Source organism: Cellulosimicrobium sp. EB106-03-01-XG111, assembly GCF_058792115.1.
This window is the reverse complement of sequence record NZ_JBYTEQ010000003.1, coordinates 21,780-39,352: the sequence shown is the minus strand read 5'-3', so window position 1 is coordinate 39,352 and position 17,573 is coordinate 21,780. Positions and strand designations below refer to the sequence as shown.

Below are 17,573 nucleotides of genomic sequence, written 5' to 3'. Positions count from 1 at the left end.
GGGCGACCTCTCACCCGCGGTCCGCGCCGAGCACCGGGTCCCAGCTCGCGCCGAGGTCCCGGCTGGTGAACAGACCGGTGTCCGTGGCGACGAGGACCCACGGCTGGTTGCCGGGGCTGTCGTCGGGCACGTAGGTCATGGCCTGGACACCGTCGGGCGCGGTGCCGTGGCTGTCCCACGCCTCGGTTCCGGGTGTACCGGTCCAGAAGGTCCCCCGGGCGTCGATGCCGATCAGCCGGCCGCCTCGCTCGTCGTCGACGAGCACCAGGGCGGGGGCGTCCCGGTCCGGGGAGAAGCTCCGGCCACCGTCGCGGCTGAGCTGCAGGCCCGTGGGCGTGGTCGCGACGACCGTGTCCGGGTCCGCGTCCAGGAGGTGCACGTCGCGGGCCTCGACGGTCGCCCCCCGCGACCAGGTCTCGCCCGAGTCGTCGCTGACGAGCACGCTCGAGGTCGCCGAGTCCAGCCCGACGACGCGGACGGTGCCGTCGCCGGCGCTCGCCGTGCTCAACGCGTGGAAGTCGACCTCCCCGGTGAGGGAGACCTGGTCCCAGGTCACGGCGCCGTCGCTGCTCCGGATCAGCCCGAGGTCGGGCACCTCGAGCTCCGGCTGCTCCCCGGGCGCAGGGTGGCCCGAGGCGTAGACGGTGCCGTCGACGGCGAGGGTCATGGCCATCGTGTCCTGGCGGCCCGCGCCGACCCGCTCGATCGAGCCCGGATCGCTCGCGGACGGGTCACCGAGGGTCCAGACCCCGGTGTGGGTGGCGATGAGGACGGAGTGGTCGTCGCGCACGACCTGGACGTCGTGCACGTGCCCGAAGTCGGGCAGGTTCTGGCTCGCGAGCGTCGTCGCGGCAGGGGTCGGTGGTGGAGTCGGGGTGCAGGCAGCCAGCAGCAGCACGGATCCCGCTGCGGCCCATCCGGTCACCCGCCTCGTGAGGGCAGGGTCGAGCACGGTGTCGGGTCCTTCGGCCTGGGCCCGCGGGGCGCGCGCACGTCAGACGCGTGCGACGGCGCGCGCCCCGCGGGGCGGGATCACATCGAGGCGAGCAGGTCTTCCATGGTGGAGATCTCGGCCTGCTGGGTCTCGACGATCTCCTGCGCCATCGCGACCGCGTCCTCGTTCTCGCCCTCGGCGACCTCGGTCTGCGCCATCTCGACCGCACCCTCGTGGTGGACGATCATCTGCTCGAGGAAGAGCTTCCCCGCCTCCGCGCCCTGCGCGGCGTCCAGGGCCTCCATGTCCTCCTCGCTCATCATCCCGTCCATCGACCCGTGGCCCATGGCCTCGTGGTCCATGCCGCCGGACTCCTCCATGGGAGAGCCCCACTCCTCCAGCCACGTGGTCAGCTGCTCGATCTCGGGCCCCTGGGCGTCCTTGATCTGGTTCGCCAGGTCCGTGATCGCAGGGTCGACGCCGTCCTTGGCCAGGATGACGTCGGACATCTCGATCGCCTGCTCGTGGTGGGGAATCATCATCTGGGCGAACATCACGTCCTGGTCGTTGAACGTGGCGCCCTCCGCCGCGCCGTCCTGCTCCTCGGCACCGGTCGTGGCGGACGACGCCGCCCCGCTCCCGGGCTCGTCGTCGTTCGAGCACGCCGCGAGGCTCGCGACGGTCACCAGCGCGATCGCCGGAACCAGCACTCTCGTGAACTTCATGGGGACAGACCTCTCGTCTCGGTACTCAGGAACCACACGCGCCCCGGTGCGGGGCGTATCGGTCGACGCAGGGCGCGCCGACGGCGTGCGGTTCCTACGTCCGAGAGATGCCGAGAAGGTGCAGCGACGGCGCGCGGCCGACGAAGGGCTGAGCGCGCCCCGGTTCGACGAGGCGGGACCAGACGGGGGTGAGGCGTGCCAGGAGGCCGCGCCCGGGGCGCACGAGCGCGAGCAGCACGACCAGCACCATGAGGCACATGGCCGACGCCATCTCGTGCCCGCCGCAGTCCAGGCAGCCACCCTGCTGGTGGTGCCCGGGGCCGTCGTCGGCCGCCGGTGCACCCGCGGGGTGGCCCGTCTCCGCGATGACCGCCGCAGGCCCGACGTGGGCCGTCGACGACCCGCTCATCGCGTGCATCGTCACGACGCCGAGAAGCAGAGCAGCGATCAGCAGGGCACCCGAAAGACCTCGCCGGCGCCCGGCGAGCAGCGAACGGAGTGCGGCCATGAGGTGCATGTCGCCGCCACCCTAGCAAGCGACCACCGGGTCCGGTCACGGCACGACGAGGAGAAAGACCGGCAGGTGCCGGTCCCTGTTCGTGTGTCGGGCTGAGAGGACAGGGCCGCCGCAGCATTAACCGACACTGCGGACGCAGGTCCTGGTGAACCGACGCGCGTCGAGTTGGCGCCAGCTCCGCCATCTCTGTCGAGTCAGTATGGCGAAGAGTGCATCAGCTTGAGCACGTCGACCATCACGTCCTGGAGCGTCGGCTCTGGCGATTGTGCTCGGTGCAGAGACTGGGGTCGCTGACCGAGCTCAAGAGCAATTACGGGAGCGGCCTACGCTACTTCTGCGCGATCGAGGACCCTTATAGCGAACGCATCGGTCCGCTAAGCCATCAACGAGCAGGTGACCGCAGACCTCGCCGTCACCGCATTACACCCTACCGTCGCAAATCGCGCCGCGAACGACGTCTAGGCGGCCTGCTCGGACTGCGGAATGCACCTTCGAGCCTTCCGCGATAACGCCCGTGCGAGCACAAACATGACTGCCCATCCAGAGACGACCATGATCCAACGGAAGACAATCCGACGCCAACCATTTAACCCAATATTAAACCACAAAGTGCACATACAGAACAAACGACGCGATTAAGACACCTGAGCCGCGAGTACTACGAACTAGCGGGGGCCGAAACCGGACTGAAACCCATACCACGTAGCGCGTAGATCAAATTAGCACGCGTAAGGTAAGGCGCACATGATCCCCCATACGACCGCGACAAACCTCCAGCCACAGCATCACGGAGTTCCGAGAGAGACAGATCGGCGCCTGGACGCAAACCAAATACACAATCACTCAGAATGATCGGTTCCGGCGAACTCCAAACAGCAACTCTCTCTGGATGGAACCTGCCAACGCGTGGCAGCAGGACGAACGGGCCGGTAGATGCAAGTCTTGTTGGCCCGGAAATCAACGAAGAACGGCCCGCTTTCTCCCCCAAATTGGTAGTGTGAACATACGGCACCTCCCCAGATCCCCAGCTCCGAGCGACATGCACCGGCACTCTGCCTCGGACTACCGTCACCACGGACCCGGCATCAGGAGCCATCCCCTTAACGTCCCCGGCCGCCACCCGAGAAGACAACTCCGGGATATCACGCCCTCGCCTTGCGCGGACGAGCGCAATGCGAGCCACCACGGAAGGGAACTTCCGCGGTTCCAGCACGTCAAGTACCTCGATAGTCGGCGCTCCGGACTGGACCCGCCACCACTGATCCCGTTCGCTATGCAGCGCGTTTACCGGGAGGAGCGCAATAACTGACCCGCACTGGGCAAGCGATGCTAGTGCCATATCCAAGAACGCTAAACTGGGAGAGACCCTACGGAGCTTGCCATTCTGATCCTTGAGGAGTGCGCCAGCGCCCCCACGATAGCTAAAGGGAGGATTCAAAAGGACGGCGTCGAAAAACTCGCTCTGAAACACACCACTTGCGCTGCGTGAGCGCTGGCTGAGGGCATCCATCTGGCCCACATGCCACGACGCGTGGTATTTCTGCAAGCGCCTCACGTGTCGCAAATCGACGTCCGTCGCGTAGATGCTTGCGCGCGGATTCCAGGCCTCAGCTGCCTCCAGCAGAGCACCTTCGCCCGCGCAGAAATCCGCAATCCTCTTCGACGAGCCAGGTAGCAGGCGGGCCATTTCCTCGGCAAGCCACGGCGGAGTGTAATGCTGGTCTATCATGTACGCACCGTCGAATACTCACCCTGCGAGAGGAACAGATCCGACTCGCAAAATGCAGCGGTGTCGTACAGACACACTCTACCCTTCCCCACGCTTCGCTTCGCCTTGCGGACAGGGTGATCGTAGACCAATTCCGCCAGCGCAGGGCGGGACAGGGCAAAGAGAACCGCTCCGACGCCGTGAGGCTTTGTGCCGATCGGGGCAACGCGGCCATAATCCCACTCCCCGTCCCGAAACGCACGGTATATCTGGTGGAAAGCATCGAACGGACAGTTCGCCTTGGCCACCATCAAACGGCTGTGCATAAATTCGCGACGTAGCGACTCCGAGTTTCCATCAATCGACTCGAATGGATGGTGCAGGGCAAATCCAGGAACACCAACTATGGGAACCACGCTGTCAAAGGACACCTCAAGGGTGTCCAAGAGAAAAGCTAGGCGAGCCCCCTCAAACCCGAGGAGAGCAACCACGTTGCCACCTTGAGAGTCCGGCCCAGTGAATCGCGCGAACCCAGGCAAGGGCGCAATTCCCGAGATTCTCTCCGACAGATCATAGACCATCCCCTGTGCCGGGCTGGAGTCTTTCCTGTAATCCGTGGGCTCGGTATAGACAATGGCATGCCGCTTGCGAAGCTGGATAGCTTCGCGCAACATCACGGCCCAAACAGAGTGCGCCAAGCCCGTGACATCGATGTAGACGCGCTCCGGCAGGCCGTCGAGAAACTCCCTGATCTGCCGCACCGAACGCAGTGAGAGCAGAATGGCCTCTGCGGCACCGTGAGGCCTAACAGCGACAACATCTGCACTGGCGTCGCTAAGAGCGATGAAAGAAACGCCATTCGCGCTGGCACGCCGCGCCCATGCATCGTCAATAATCGCGCGGTCCTCGTCGGCGGAGCCGTAAAGGTATGCAGAGCCAGCCTCGGGCACGAAAGATGAATCGTCGAGCTCGAAGGTAAGGAGGGGCTCTTCAATTAACGCCATAGAAGCCCTCAAACAATGTCAACTGTTCAGGCAGTTCGCTCGCCCCATTAATCCGACGATCGCTTTGCTCCAGGACGGACTCGATACCACGTCCCGGGCTCTCCACAAGCCAGCGCAGAGTTCTTGGGGAAATCGACATGCGCCTCTTGCGTCGATGACTATAGACAAAGAATGGAGCGAAAATTGGGTGAAGCTGGTAGTCCCACTCCCGCGTTTCACCGGAGTAGCTCGCATTCTTGTTTCCCGGAAACCTGGTGAGAGCCAGATGCATGATGCCGGCGTCAAGAATTCTGGACGCCCATTCGTCGTCTCGACCGTCCAGCCTGAATTGATTGACCTCTGGAGCGTGACCCTCAGGGTGGCTGGCCATTACACCAAATACCCGGCCTAGCGACAGAACTAGCTTTGTAATTTGCGCACCGTCGGCAGACGCGCCCGGCAAGTTCTTGACCGCCTTCAATCCCACTTGTTGAGCGGCCACTGTCTGAACAACCGCGTCGATAGGACCGCTAAGATCCCCAGACTTGTCGATCTGAGCTTGCAGCGCCTCACCGACGAGTTGCAACAAGAACCTGATGTTGCCGTCCGCTAAGGCGGCAAATGTCTCGAACCCAGAATAGAGCTTCTTCATTCCTGGAAGCCCCCGTCGCAGCGTAAAGAGCATAGCGTAAGCGTAGTTATTCAGACGGGATCGCCATTGGTCCTCGTGTTGGGACATCTCAGCTACCACCTCAGCAAGTGGCGTGTCTCGACTTTCGGCCCAGTAACCTGCGAACACCTGGCGCGTCAAGTTTAGGTTGTTGAACTGATCGAGCGACTCACCACCCAGTTGCTTCGCTAGGCGCTGCGATCTTGTTTCACCACCAAGGACGCGAATCTCCTCCTCCATTGAGACACCCGGGAGTAAATCGCGGATATCAACGGCTTCGAGTTCCGAGATCCGAGATATGCGTTGCCGACACACATCCTCCGCAAAGCGGGAGAAGTCCCTGTCCTTCAGCCGCTTGGTAATGTCGATGGTTGCGTAATCTGCCGGCTCCACCAGAGATTCCCTGGAGTTTATCGTTGTTCGTTCCCGATGGCCAGTCTCCTTCACGCCGATCTTGAACGTGAATGCGGAGTCACCTGTGTGCTTGACTAGCGTATTGAGACAGCGCTGTTGGTAATCTAGGAGATTCTCGTACTCGTCGACAAGGAAGTAGTATGTCTTTCCCTGGAGCGCAGCAGTTCTTTCGAGTGCTCGAACTAGCTCCTGAATAGGACGGCCTTGAATCGAAAGCGGTGGTAACTCGCCGTCGTCAATATTATTGACCGCGTTCTCGAACTTTAGCAACTCGGTTCGCAGAGCACCGGTGAAGTCGGCGATGGATACAGCTGGCGCTATTGAAAGTGCAGCACATGTCGCGGAAAAGTCAGGCGTGAGGTCATCGATCTGCACCGTAAGGTGTTCTGGCGCCCACTCTAGAAATTCGGCAATTGCTGTTAACAGCCGTAAGTTCGCATAGTGCCCAAAGATCCGAGTCCACTGCGAGATGCCGACCGAACCGCCCCGGAACGCCGAAACGACGTTGGTGTCAATGCGCCAATATAGGCCAATGTGCTGCCACGCTTCCAGCTTGGGCCCTTCAAGCACTTCTTGACCCCGGAACGAAAGTCCTCTCAAGACGGTCGTCTTTCCGGTGCCTCGACCGCCTACCAGGAAGCAGGGACGCGCGGTGCGCAGCTCCGGCCAGTAGTTGGGCTCAGTAAATAGGGCATATAGGTCGTCATGAAAGTACTCGGCACGCACCCCGCCGAAAACTTCATGCAGTCGCTTTGCCAACGTTTCTGTGGCCACTAGCGTCGCCTCCTCAGTGGTACCCAATCTCGCGCGGGATACCAGAACAGGGGTAGGGAAGCGTCTGGCACCGAGTGCTCGAACGCTACTCCGAGACCCAGGTCGTGAAATCCGAACGGCGCTGCAGGACAATGCCTCACTTCACTTCGCGCAGTGACATCTTCGACAAAGCGGGCCATCCCGGGAGCGAGTCTTGGGTCAACATAGATCGATTCCGGGTGAACAAGCGAGGCTTGCGGAGGGAGCACATGCGCGGCCGCGATCTGAACGTACGGAGCATGTCGCCTGATCCGCTCAAGTGCGTAACTCGTGCAGATCGAAGGACAATAGTGAACTCGGCCGCTGAAACCGTGCTCCGTTAGGCTGTCAAAGGAGGTGCTAACCCCGTTTACTAGCCGCGCTCTTCGCCAGGTCTCGAGAAATTGTTGGCCCGATCCGGCGAAGTCGTCCACAAAAATTAGGTCCACGCTGCGATCCGCCGCCGCCAGCTCCAGCGCTGCCCCTGGATCAGCGATCTGCACCTCTTCAATTTCCAAAAGCTGTCTGGTCCACCGTACGTACATTTGGCCCGAGTCGCTAGGGTTTGGCTCTTCGCCGGTCGGAAAAGTGAGGACGACATTCCGTCGGTACTCTTCCCATGCGCTCTTGTGGTCACGGTATTCAGTGCCTGGGGTGAGGACTCTGCCTGCAAGGCCCGTTAGGGTTGACGTGAGTAGCTTGTGAGTCAGGCTCTGGTTAAAGTACGTAAAGGCCTCCAGTAGAGCCAATGCGCGCTCTTGTTCAGACTCTCGAAAGTTGTGCAACCATCTCTCGGGTCTAATCTCGGAAGGCTGGGCTGGCCAAATATGCATGGCTGAGAAGTGCTTACGTGCCTGAACTACGTGTTCACGATTCACGCGCACCCCTACCCCACTCTGCTACGGACACGTCGATAGCAGAGTATACGACAGGCTCAACAGATCACGGTCAGCGGCTGCTACGGGGCGATCGGTTCAGTTGCGGAAGCCCATAGGATCCAGGTGATGAGGTGGTTCGCGTGCAAGATGCTGTTGCAGTCACCAGTTGTCCTTCGGATCGACTGCGCACAGACGCGCCGCACTCCCTCAGGTCTGGTGGGCTTGAGTTCCGTTCGAGCAGAACTGCTCGATCAACTCACACCCGCCCACCGGGCCCTCGTTCAAGCGTGAAACGGTCGGGCTGACAGGATTTGAACCTGCGACCCCCTGACCCCCAGTCAGGTGCGCTACCAAGCTGCGCCACAGCCCGTGGCTGGATCACCGAGCCAGATCCGACCGGATCGGACCCCGTGAAGCCTCGGATACTCTACCCCATCCGTGACGCCTCCAGCGCACCGTTTGCCCCGGTCGGGGCTGTGCGGTCGGTCTCGCCGGAGGTCGCCGCGGCGTCCCGCTCCCCCGTCGGCAGGTGCGCGCGCCACGCGCTCGCGACGATCACCAGGCAGACCGCGGCGATGACCAGCCCGCCGAGGAACATGTGCGCGTACGTCCACCGCACGGACAGCGCGGCGAGCGCCACGGGCACGCAGAACCCGATGTACGTGAGCGAGTAGTAGACGGCGGTCAGGCCGGCGAGGTCGTCGGGCGTCGCGATGCGCTGGACCTCGCTGAGCCCGGCGACGAGCGCGAGCCCGTAGCCGGCTCCGAGCACCATGGCGGCGACGAGCGCCGTCGGGAGGTCGAGCCGCGCCGAGGCGTAGGCCCCGAAGCCCATGCCGACGACGACGATGGACATGGCGACGACGGATGCCCGTGCGCTGTGCCGGGTGTCGATGAGGCGGCCGAGCACCTGGATGCCGACCCCGCAGCCGAGGCCGAGCACGGTCATGAGCCCGGAGAACGCGATGGGCGCGCTGCCCGCGCTGGCGGACACGAGGCCCGGCAGGACGGCGTAGGCGCTGCCGGCGCACCCGAACACCCACGGCGCCACGGGCACGACGACGCGCAGGAACCGCCGGTGCGCGACCGCCGGCACGCGCAGGTCGTCGCGCAGCCGGCCCCGGGCCCCGCCGTCGGGCACGACGCGCGTCTCCGGGACGCCGAGCAGCCAGACGCCGGTCGCGACGGCGAGCGCCGCGTGCAGCAGGTAGGCGGTGTGCGTGGGCCAGGGTGCCCACTGGGCGAGCACCGCGGCGACGCCGGCGCCGACGAGGAAGCCCAGCGTGAGGGCGAGGCCGGCGCGGCGGGCGCCGGAGCCGCCGTCGGGCACGCCGGACGCACGGGCGTCCGCGTCGCTGAGCTCCTTGACCCAGGTGGTGCCGACGGCCATGACGAGGCCCAGCGCAACGCCGCACAGGACGCGCCCCGTCGCGAGCAGCGCGGCGGACGACTCCCCCGCCGCGAGCACGAGCGACCCCGCCAGTGCGATCGGCGCGGCGGGCAGGAGCAGCGGGCGGCGCCCGTACCGGTCGGAGAGCGGCCCGCCGAGCAGGAGCGCGGGGACGATCCCGAGCACGTACGCGGCGAGCAGCGCGTCGACGGTCACCGCGGAGAAGTGCCCGACCTCCCGGTACATGACCAGCAGGGGCGTGAACTCGTTGCCGCCCCACGCGACGGCGAACATCACCGCCGCGACGGCGAGCCACGCCCGCGGCCCGACGGCGGCGCTCGCCCCCGGCGCGGCAGCCTCGCTCGTGGGGTCCGAGGCAGCCGCGCTCACAGGCCGACCCTCGCGTCCTCGAGGTGACGCTGGACGCGGCGCTTGTAGGTGCGGGTGTCGCGCACCTCGAGCGCGTCGACGAGCGCACGGTGCCCGGCGACGAACGTCGTCGCACGGCCCGGGTCCCACCGGACGCTGTGCGCGACCATCCGTTGCTGACGCTCGCGCAGGCTCACGAAGAACGTGGTGAGCAGCGCGTTGCCCCCGGCCGCGACGATCTCCTGGTGGAACCGCGCGTCGAGGGTCGCGTACTCGGCGACGTCCCCGTCGGCGACGGCGGCCTCCTGGGCGGTGACGAGGTCGCGCAGGAGCGCGACGAGGGTGGCGAGCTCGGTGTCGGGCAGGCGGACGACGGACTGGGCGGCGTGCGTCTCGACGAGCAGGCGCGCGTCGAGGACGTCGTCGGCCTCGCCGGGCGCGACCGGCACGACGAGCGCGCCGCGCTTCGGGTAGAGCCGGAGCAGGCCCTCGGCCTCCAGGCGCAGGAACGCCTCCCGGACCGGCGTGCGGCTCACGCCGAGCTGTTCGGCGATCTCGCCCTCGCTCGTCATGGACCCGCCGGGCAGCCTCCCGTCGAGGACGAGGGACTTCACGTGCCGGTACGCCTGTTCCGTGGCAGAAGCGCTGGTGGTGCGTGGCATAGATACATGATGCATCTATCGTGTGGACGACATCGACCGCAACCGCTCTCCGGGGCCGTGCGGTTCGACACACCGAGCGCCGAGCCCTCAAGTGATAGTTGACGCCGCCCGTTACTTACAGTTTCGCCGAAACTGTAAGTAAGGTGACGTCATGGAAGCAGTTCAGGCGCTCGCTGTCCCAGCGGTGGCTCACGTGAGCCACTACTGGACAGCAGAGAACGACGGCCTTTCGACGCGTGCGCAGGTGGCGGCTGGCTCGGGACCCTACGAGTCCACCATCCCGACCGCCATCGCCGACTACTCCCCCGTACTGACGCCGCAGCAGTCCGCCGACGCCGAGGAAGCGGCCGCCGCTCTCGCACGCTTCGACTCGTACGCCAGCGCAACGCTCGGGCCGGACAACCCCACCCTGGGTCCGATGTCCTCAATCCTGCTGCGCACCGAGTCCGCTTCCTCGTCGCAGATCGAGAACCTCACGGTCGGCGCCAAGCAGCTCGCGCTCGCCGAGATCGACCAGACGACGAGCACCAACGCACGCACCGTCGTCGCGAACGTCCGGGCCATGCAAGCCGCGATCGACCTCGCCGACCGGCTCGACGAGGCCTCGATCCTCACGATGCACCGCGAGCTCCTCGCCGGGCAGCCCGGATGGGAGGAGCACGCGGGGCGTTACCGAGGCACTCTGGTCTGGGTCGGCTCGTCGAGCATCAGCCCGAGGGGCGCGACCCACGTCGGGCCCCAGCCCGAGCTCGTCCCTGGAGCGATGGCGGACCTCATGGCCTTCGTCCGCCGGGAGGACCTTCCCGTCCTCGTCCAGACCGCCGTCGCGCACGCGCAGCTCGAGACGATCCACCCGTTCACGGACGGCAACGGCCGCACCGGCCGGGCCCTCGTGCACGCCATGCTGCGCTCGAAGGGCCTCACGCGGAACACCATCGCCCCGGTCTCCGCGGGCCTCCTCGTCGACACCGAGGCCTACTTCGACGCGCTCACCGCGTTCCGCGCCGGTGACGCCTGGCCGATCGTCGAGCAGCTCTCCCGCGCGAGCCGGTTCGCCGCGACGGCCGGAGCGCGGCTCGTCGACGACCTCGCGGGCCAGGTCGCCACAGCGCGGGAACAGCTTTCCGGGCTGCGGCCCCAGGCCTCCGCCTGGAGCGTCGTGCCGCACCTCGTGGCCCATCCGGTGATCAACGCGGCGTTCCTCCGCGACCACCTCGGGTTCAGTGACGTCACCGCCCAGCGAGCGCTGAGCCAGCTCGCCGATGCGGGTGTCCTCCGCGAGCGCAGCGGCCTCCGGCGCAACCGCGTCTGGCAGCACGAGGGGATCCTCGCCGTCCTGGACCTGTTCGCCCAGCGGATCCGGCGCAGCTGACGACGCCTGGAGGTCCCGTCGGGTGCCGACTACGTCCTCTCGTCCGGTACGACCCCCTCCGACAGCCCCGCGTCGTCCCGCAGCGCCGTGTCGAGCCGTCGGACCAGCTCGCCGACCCGGCCCCCGCCGCCCGGCGCGGGCGGGTAGCGGCGCAGCACGGCGACGACCTCGGGCGTCGCGAGCGCCCGCGCGGAGTCGAGCCACGCGCTCGCGACGCTCTCGCCGGACCCGTCCCCGCCCGCGGCGAGCGCGGCGGCGTGCGCCGCGTGGGCGGCGGAGCCCAGGACGTGCTTGACCTGGTGGGCGTCGGCGATGGGGTGCAGGTACGCGGCACCGGCCGCCGCCATCGCGGCGCGGGCGGCCTCGGCGGCCGCGGGGTCGCCCGCCTCCTTCGCCGCGCGCAGGGCCGCCCAGGCGGTGTCGCGCAGCGCCTTGCCGCGCGCGCCGCCGTCGGCGAACGCCCGGGCCGCGTCGACCGCCTCGCGAGGGCGCACGTCGTCGGGCCGGACCGCCTCGACGAGCTGCAGCGCCGGCGCTGCGCACCGGGCCGCGTACCCGGTGACCGCGCGCAGGTCCTCGATGCTCAGCTCCACCGCGGCCGCCGTCGTCGTCACCGCTCGCTCCTCGCTCTCGTGCGCTTCCCGTCCACGCACCGACGCGCGGGACCCTCCGAGCACCGTACCGAGGCGGCGCCGTCGACGTCCCCGCTCACGACCTGGCCCGCGGTGCGACGACCCGGCTCAGACGACCGGCCCCGCGCCGCGCGCGACCTGGAGCACCCGGGCGACGCCGGGCTCGTCGGGGTCGTCGGTGATGTCGCGCCCGTCGAGCCAGCACCCGACGACGTGCGCGAGCTCGCCGGGGTGGCTGAAGTTCATGGCGTGCGGGGCGCCCTCGATCGCGGCGACGGTCACGTGCGGGGGCGCGAGCGCCCCGACCTCCCGCACGCGCCACGGCGGCGGCATGAGCGGGTCGCGCGTGCCGAGGACGGCGAGCGTCGGCACGGGGACGCGCAGGACGCGTTCGAGCGAGGGGAACCGGGCGAGCTCGGCGAAGAGCTGGAGCGCGTTGACCGGCCCGAAGCGCACGTAGTCGGGCACGGCGACGCGTGCCATGCGCGGGCTCTCGCGCACGGCGTCGCGCGCGAGCTGGGTGAGGGCGCGCCCGAACGGCTGGTTGTGCACGCCCCCGGCGGGCGAGGCGAGCACGACGCCGGCGACGCGGTCGGGGGCGGCGTGCGCGACCTCGAGGCTGACGGGACCGCCCATGGAGTTGCCCAGCAGGACGACGCGGTCGAGCCCGAGCGCGTCGAGCGTCGCCAGGAGCGCCCAGGCGAGGGCGGGGATGCCGAGCGGGTGGCCCCACTCCTCGCTGCGCCCGTACCCGGGCAGGTCCGGCACGACGGCGGTCGCGCGGTGGGCGAGGCGCTCGGCCGTCGGGAGGAGGTAGGTGCCGGAGATGGCGAAGCCGTGCACGTGCACGATCGGGACGGCGCCCGCGACCTCGGGGCCGGAGCGCACGAAGACCTCGCGGCCCTCGACGGTGACGTGGCGCGACGTCCACCCCTGTGCGGCCATACCGCGATCCTCCCAGGGCCCCGCGGCGGCCCCGGGGGCACGGACGGCGGTGCACCCGCGACGGGTGAGGCGCCGGCACGACCCGGACGGCGAGCATGGACGCCGGACGGGGGTCGACGTGGAGCAGAGCACGGGTCGCACCGCGGGCCGGCCGACGGCGGCCGACCGGCGCCTCGCGCTGCTCCTCGCGGCCGCGATGTTCGTGCTCGTGGTCGACACGTCGTTCATGAACGTGTCGATCTCGGCCGTCGTGCGGGACCTGGGCACGACGGTGAGCGGCGTCCAGACGGCGATCGCGCTCGAGGCGCTCGTGTCGGCGTCGTTCATCCTCGTGGGCAGCAAGGTCGGCGACCTCGTGGGCCGGCGGCGCGCGTACGTCGTCGGGCTGCTCGCGTACGGGGCGGGCGCGGTAGCGATGACGCTCGCGCAGAGCCTCGTGGCGGTCGTGATCTTCTGGTCGGTGATCGGGGGGCTCGGGGCCGCGCTGCTGCTGCCGGCGATGCAGTCGCTCGTGCACGGCAACTTCGAGGGCTCCGCGCGCAAGGCGGTCTACGCGCTCGTGGGTGCGGCGGCGTCAATCGCGGCGGCGGTCGGGCCGCTGCTCGGCGGCGTCATCACGACGACGCTGTCGTGGCGCGTGGCGTTCGGGCTCGAGGCCGTGGTGATCGTCGTCGTCCTCGCGGGCGTGCGCCTCGTGCGCGACGTCCCGTACACGGGCGACCGCGCGGTGGACGTCGTCGGGACGGTCCTGTCCGTCGTCGGGATGGGCGGCGTGGTGCTGGGCGTGCTCGTGTGGCAGGAGGGCGGCGAGGCCGTCGGGGCGCTCGTCCTCGTCGGCGCGCTGGGCCTCGTGGGCCTCGCGTGGTGGCTCGTGCGCCGCGCGCGGGCCGGGCGGACGACGCTCGTCGACCCCGGGCTGTTCCGCTCGCCCGCGTTCCGGATCGGGGTGTCGCAGCAGCTCCTGCAGCAGGTCGCGCTCGGCGGGGCGATGATCGCGCTGCCGATCTTCCTGCAGATGGCGCTCGGGTACGACGCGCTGCTCGCGGGCCTCTCGCTCGCCCCGCTGTCGCTGACGATGTTCGCCGCCGCGCTCGTGGCGGGCAAGCGCCCTGGCCGACGTCGCCCGGCGACCCGGGTGCTCGCGGGCTTCCTCCTGCTCGTCGTGGGCATGGTCGCGCTCGTCGCGGTGGTGCCGAGGGCGTCGTCGGGCTGGTGGCTCGCGCTGCCGCTCGTCGTGGCGGGCGCCGGGCTGGGGCTCCTCGTCTCCCAGCTCAACGCGTACACGCTGTCCCCCGTGCCCGAGGAGCGCGCGAGCGAGGCCGCGGGCGTGAGCTCGGCCGCGGGGTCGTTCGGCCTCTCGCTCGGCCTCGCCGTCGCGGGCGCGGTCATGCTCGCGTCGCTCGCGGCGGGGTTCACGGCGCGGGCCGAGGCGAGCGACGTGCTGCCCCCGGACGACAAGGAGCAGGTCGCCCGGGTGCTCGAGGACGACGCCGAGATCATGAGCGACGCCCAGCTCGTCGAGCTCCTCGCGGACGAGCCGCCCGCGGTGCGGGCCGAGGTCGTGGCCATCAACGACGACGTGCGCGCGCGGGCGCTGCAGGTCGCGCTCCTCGTGCCGCTCGTCGCGGGGCTCCTCGGCGTCGTCGCGGCGCTGCGCATGCGCCGCCTGCCGGACCCCGAGACACGCGAGGGCGAGCCGCCGGTCCTCGGCTGACCCGCGTCGTCGGGATCGTGACCGGACCGAGACCCGGTTCGTTGCTCGTGCTAACCGTCGTGAAACGCCGGGGAAACAGCGGCTTGTGAGCATCGCTGACGGCAGGGGGCCCCACCACACGACCGCCGGTCGCGCCGTACCTCCGCGCGCCCGGAGGAAGGACCGCTCGCCCATGACCCGTCCCGTCCCCCGCAGACGGCTCCGCGCCCGCGCCGCCCTCGTCGGCGGTCTCGCGGTCGCCGCGGCGGCCCTCGCCGCCCCCGCGCACGCCGCACCGTCCGTCGCCCAGCTCTCCCTCACGGCGCCCGCGTCGGTCGAGGTCGGCGCGGAGATCACCGTCACGGTCGCCGCGACCGGCGCCGTCGACCTCTACGCCTACGACCTCGCCGTCGCCTACGACCCCGACCTCGTCGAGCTCGTGGACGGCTCCGTCGTCACCCCGGACGGCGGCTTCGCCGACGCGACGGACGACGCCGCCGGGACGGTCGCCGTCACGCACACGCGGCTCGGCACCTCCCCCGGTCTCGAGGGCGACGTCACCCTCGCGACCCTGACGTTCACCGCCGTGTCCGACGGCGCGGCGGCCTTCGCCGTCCCGACCGCCACGCTCGTGGGCGCCGACGCCGAGACGGCCACGCTCACCGACGCCGCGAGCGCCACGACGACGGTCACCGCGGTCGACGTCCCGCCCACGCAGGAGCCGACGGGCGGGGTCACCACGCCGCCGGTCGAGGACGGCGGCACCACACCTCCCGGGGACGACGGCGCGTCCGACTCGTCGTCGTCCCCGTCGGGGTCCACCTCGGGCGGCGCGCTCGCGTCGACCGGGGCGAGCGTCGCCTGGTTCGTCGGGGCCGCGCTCCTCGCGGTCGCCGTCGGCACGGGCATCCTGCTCGCGCGGCGTCGGGCGGCCACGCGATGACCGGCCCGCTGCCCCGCCCCGACCACCCGCTCGCGCACCTCGCGCCCGTCCCCTCGAAGGAGCCGTCCGTGACCACGACCCACCGGCGCGCCGCCACCGGCGGGCTCGCCGCCCTGACGATCGGCGGCCTCGTCCTCGGCGTCACGACGGCACCTGCCGCGACCGGCGCGCCCGCCGCGGAGACCGCGCCGCTCCTCGCCCCCTACTGGACCGAGCTCGACCTCACGGGCGACCGGCAGGTCACGACCGACGACCTCGCGGTCGTCGCCGCGGCGCTCGGCGGGACGTCGGCCGACGCGGCGTGGGACGACGTCGCGCCCGCCGACACGGACGGCGACGGCACGATCACGGTGACCGACCTCGCCGCCGTCTCGCAGCGCATGGTCTACGACGACGGCCCGTTCGAGCTCGTCGAGGCGTCCGTGCTCGACATGCAGGCCGCGATGAACGCGGGCACGACGACGTCGGTCGCGATCACCCAGGAGTACCTCGACCGGATCGAGGCGTACGACACGACGCTCGTCGACACGAGCGCGGGCGGGCGGCCGCTGCACTCGATCATCAGCACGAGCGACGTCGCGCTGGACGCCGCCGCGCGCGCTGACGCCGTCCGCGCGACCGACGGCATGACGAGCCTGCTGCTCGGCGTGCCCGTCGCGGTGAAGGACAACTACGACACGACGGACATGCCCACCACGGGCGGCTGCGGCTGCTGGGACGACAACCGGACGACGACCGACGCGACGATGGTCGAGGGCCTGCGCGCCGACGGCGCGGTGATCCTCGCGAAGGCCAGCCTGGACGAGTTCGCGTTCGGGTTCGCGTCGGAGTTCTCGTCCTTCCAGGACGCCGGCACGAGCACGCTCGTCGCGAGCCCGTACGTGACGAGCCGCACGGCCGGCGGGTCCAGCGGCGGCACGGGGGCGGCCGTCGCGGCGAACCTCGCCGGGCTCGGCCTCGGCACGGACACGGGCGGGTCGATCCGCGTCCCGTCGTCGTACAACCAGCTCGTCGGCGTGCGCCCGACGGTCGGTCTCGCGAGCCGCGACGGCATCATCCCGCTCGCGCTGAGCCAGGACACGGGCGGCCCGATGGCGCGGAGCGTCCTCGACGCGGCGGTCGCGCTCGACGCCGTCGCCGGGGTCGACGCCGCCGACCCGGTGACGTCGCGCCAGGAGGGCGAGGTCCCGGCGTCGTACACGCAGTACCTGGACGAGGGCGCGCTCGACGGTGCCCGCATCGGCTACGTGCCGTCGATGCTCGGCTCCAACGCGGCGACGCAGCGCCTGTGGGCCCAGACCCGCGCGACGCTCGAGTCGCTCGGCGCGACGGTCGTCGAGGTCACGCCGCCTACCACGTGGTCGCCGGTCCTGCCGAACGGCTTCGCGAGCGTCCTCTCCGAGGGGTCGGGCTCGACGAACGAGTTCAAGCACGACCTCGACGCGTACGTCGCGACCCACCTCGCCCCGCAGGTCGAGGCCCGCACGCTCCAGGGGATCGTCGACTCGGGCCGCTACGTGCCGTCCCGCCGCAGCACGTACGTCTCGCGCGACGCGGTCACCGAGGAGACGTACCAGGCGTGGGCGGGCCCCGAGGGGTCGCACACGAAGGTCCTCGCCGAGGGCAAGGTGCTCGTCACCGCGATGCTCGACGACGCCGACCTCGACGCGCTCGTCTACCCGAGCGCCAACCCGTACGGGACGATCGGCACCAACCTGCGGCTCAGCCCGAACACCGGGCTGCCCGCCGTGACCGTCCCGGTCGGCCAGGCGGTCGCGACCGACGGCACCGTCACCGGCGGCGGCGTCAACCTCGAGCTGCTCGGCCGCGACTTCGACGAGGGTCCGCTGCTCGGCCTCGCGTACGCGCTCGAGCAGGCCACGCAGGCCCGCACCTCCCCCGCGCTCTACGGCCCGCTCGGCTGAGCGGTCCACCACCGCCGACGG

The 17,573-nt window shown here is 69.2% G+C and carries 15 protein-coding genes and 1 tRNA gene; 4 read left to right on the top strand and 12 right to left on the bottom strand.

Annotated elements, in window-relative coordinates; translation table 11 throughout:
* Positions 1-10: 10 nt before the first annotated feature.
* The 10 genes from AC3WT4_RS04155 to AC3WT4_RS04110 form a co-directional block, all read right to left on the bottom strand.
* Positions 11-952 (bottom strand): WD40/YVTN/BNR-like repeat-containing protein, encoded by a 942-nt coding sequence (locus AC3WT4_RS04155; RefSeq protein WP_492314788.1) that lies wholly within the window; start codon positions 950-952, stop codon positions 11-13.
* Positions 953-1,032: 80 nt separating this feature from the next.
* The gene (locus AC3WT4_RS04150) at positions 1,033-1,659 is read right to left on the bottom strand and encodes a DUF305 domain-containing protein (protein ID WP_400109258.1); all 627 of its coding nucleotides are present in this window, start codon (positions 1,657-1,659) and stop codon (positions 1,033-1,035) included.
* 94 nt (positions 1,660-1,753) lie between these two features.
* A complete protein-coding gene (locus AC3WT4_RS04145) occupies positions 1,754-2,167 on the bottom strand; it encodes a DUF6153 family protein (RefSeq protein WP_492314787.1) in 414 nt (137 codons plus the stop codon).
* A 667-nt stretch (positions 2,168-2,834) separates the two neighbouring features.
* A complete protein-coding gene (locus tag AC3WT4_RS04140; protein ID WP_492314917.1) occupies positions 2,835-3,863 on the bottom strand; it encodes a methyltransferase in 1,029 nt (342 codons plus the stop codon).
* A gap of 38 nt (positions 3,864-3,901) precedes the next feature.
* Positions 3,902-4,888, bottom strand: coding sequence for a hypothetical protein (locus AC3WT4_RS04135; protein WP_492314786.1), 987 nt, complete (start codon positions 4,886-4,888; stop codon positions 3,902-3,904).
* Entirely contained in the window at positions 4,875-6,725 is a 1,851-nt protein-coding gene (locus AC3WT4_RS04130; RefSeq protein ID WP_492314785.1) for an ORC-CDC6 family AAA ATPase, read from the bottom strand. Before AC3WT4_RS04130 ends, AC3WT4_RS04135 begins: the two co-directional genes overlap by 14 nt.
* Positions 6,725-7,576 (bottom strand): phosphoribosyltransferase-like protein, encoded by an 852-nt coding sequence (locus AC3WT4_RS04125; protein ID WP_492314916.1) that lies wholly within the window; start codon positions 7,574-7,576, stop codon positions 6,725-6,727. The genes AC3WT4_RS04130 and AC3WT4_RS04125 overlap by 1 nt, the downstream gene beginning before the upstream one ends.
* A gap of 341 nt (positions 7,577-7,917) precedes the next feature.
* Positions 7,918-7,991 (bottom strand) — tRNA-Pro (locus AC3WT4_RS04120).
* A 57-nt stretch (positions 7,992-8,048) separates the two neighbouring features.
* Entirely contained in the window at positions 8,049-9,401 is a 1,353-nt protein-coding gene (locus AC3WT4_RS04115; RefSeq protein ID WP_492314784.1) for an MFS transporter, read from the bottom strand.
* Complete coding sequence (locus tag AC3WT4_RS04110; protein ID WP_492314783.1) at positions 9,398-10,042, bottom strand: GntR family transcriptional regulator; 645 nt, start codon at positions 10,040-10,042, stop codon at positions 9,398-9,400. The genes AC3WT4_RS04115 and AC3WT4_RS04110 overlap by 4 nt, the downstream gene beginning before the upstream one ends.
* Before the next feature lie 184 nt (positions 10,043-10,226).
* On the opposite strand from AC3WT4_RS04110, the gene AC3WT4_RS04105 reads away from it, so the two are divergent.
* Complete coding sequence (locus AC3WT4_RS04105) at positions 10,227-11,414, top strand: Fic family protein (RefSeq protein ID WP_492314915.1); 1,188 nt, start codon at positions 10,227-10,229, stop codon at positions 11,412-11,414.
* Between the two features lie 29 nt (positions 11,415-11,443).
* On the opposite strand, the gene AC3WT4_RS04100 is transcribed toward AC3WT4_RS04105, so the two are convergent.
* Together AC3WT4_RS04100 and AC3WT4_RS04095 are read right to left on the bottom strand one after the other, a co-directional pair.
* A complete protein-coding gene (locus tag AC3WT4_RS04100; RefSeq protein ID WP_492314782.1) occupies positions 11,444-12,028 on the bottom strand; it encodes a putative immunity protein in 585 nt (194 codons plus the stop codon).
* A gap of 126 nt (positions 12,029-12,154) precedes the next feature.
* A complete protein-coding gene (locus AC3WT4_RS04095) occupies positions 12,155-12,991 on the bottom strand; it encodes an alpha/beta fold hydrolase (protein ID WP_257418005.1) in 837 nt (278 codons plus the stop codon).
* Between the two features lie 196 nt (positions 12,992-13,187).
* Here AC3WT4_RS04095 and AC3WT4_RS04090 point away from each other — a divergent pair, with 196 nt between their 5' ends.
* From AC3WT4_RS04090 to AC3WT4_RS04080, 3 genes are all read left to right on the top strand, one after another.
* Positions 13,188-14,705 (top strand): MFS transporter, encoded by a 1,518-nt coding sequence (locus AC3WT4_RS04090; protein ID WP_492314914.1) that lies wholly within the window; start codon positions 13,188-13,190, stop codon positions 14,703-14,705.
* 172 nt (positions 14,706-14,877) lie between these two features.
* Positions 14,878-15,627: a cohesin domain-containing protein gene (locus tag AC3WT4_RS04085; protein WP_492314781.1), complete on the top strand. Its 750-nt coding sequence runs from the start codon at positions 14,878-14,880 to the stop codon at positions 15,625-15,627.
* A gap of 68 nt (positions 15,628-15,695) precedes the next feature.
* Positions 15,696-17,552, top strand: coding sequence for an amidase family protein (locus AC3WT4_RS04080; RefSeq protein WP_492314780.1), 1,857 nt, complete (start codon positions 15,696-15,698; stop codon positions 17,550-17,552).
* Positions 17,553-17,573: the final 21 nt, after the last annotated feature.

Bases quoted from the DNA above. Each gene is read 5' to 3' on its own strand.
- AC3WT4_RS04150 (WP_400109258.1), bottom strand. From the start codon at position 1,659: ATGAAGTTCACGAGAGTGCTGGTTCCGGCGATCGCGCTGGTGACCGTC.
- AC3WT4_RS04145 (WP_492314787.1), bottom strand. From the start codon at position 2,167: ATGGCCGCACTCCGTTCGCTGCTCGCCGGGCGCCGGCGAGGTCTTTCG.
- AC3WT4_RS04140 (WP_492314917.1), bottom strand. From the start codon at position 3,863: ATGGCCCGCCTGCTACCTGGCTCGTCGAAGAGGATTGCGGATTTCTGC.
- AC3WT4_RS04135 (WP_492314786.1), bottom strand. From the start codon at position 4,888: ATGGCGTTAATTGAAGAGCCCCTCCTTACCTTCGAGCTCGACGATTCA.
- AC3WT4_RS04125 (WP_492314916.1), bottom strand. From the start codon at position 7,576: ATGCATATTTGGCCAGCCCAGCCTTCCGAGATTAGACCCGAGAGATGG.
- AC3WT4_RS04110 (WP_492314783.1), bottom strand. From the start codon at position 10,042: ATGCCACGCACCACCAGCGCTTCTGCCACGGAACAGGCGTACCGGCAC.
- AC3WT4_RS04095 (WP_257418005.1), bottom strand. From the start codon at position 12,991: ATGGCCGCACAGGGGTGGACGTCGCGCCACGTCACCGTCGAGGGCCGC.
- AC3WT4_RS04090 (WP_492314914.1), top strand. From the start codon at position 13,188: ATGTTCGTGCTCGTGGTCGACACGTCGTTCATGAACGTGTCGATCTCG.
- AC3WT4_RS04085 (WP_492314781.1), top strand. From the start codon at position 14,878: ATGACCCGTCCCGTCCCCCGCAGACGGCTCCGCGCCCGCGCCGCCCTC.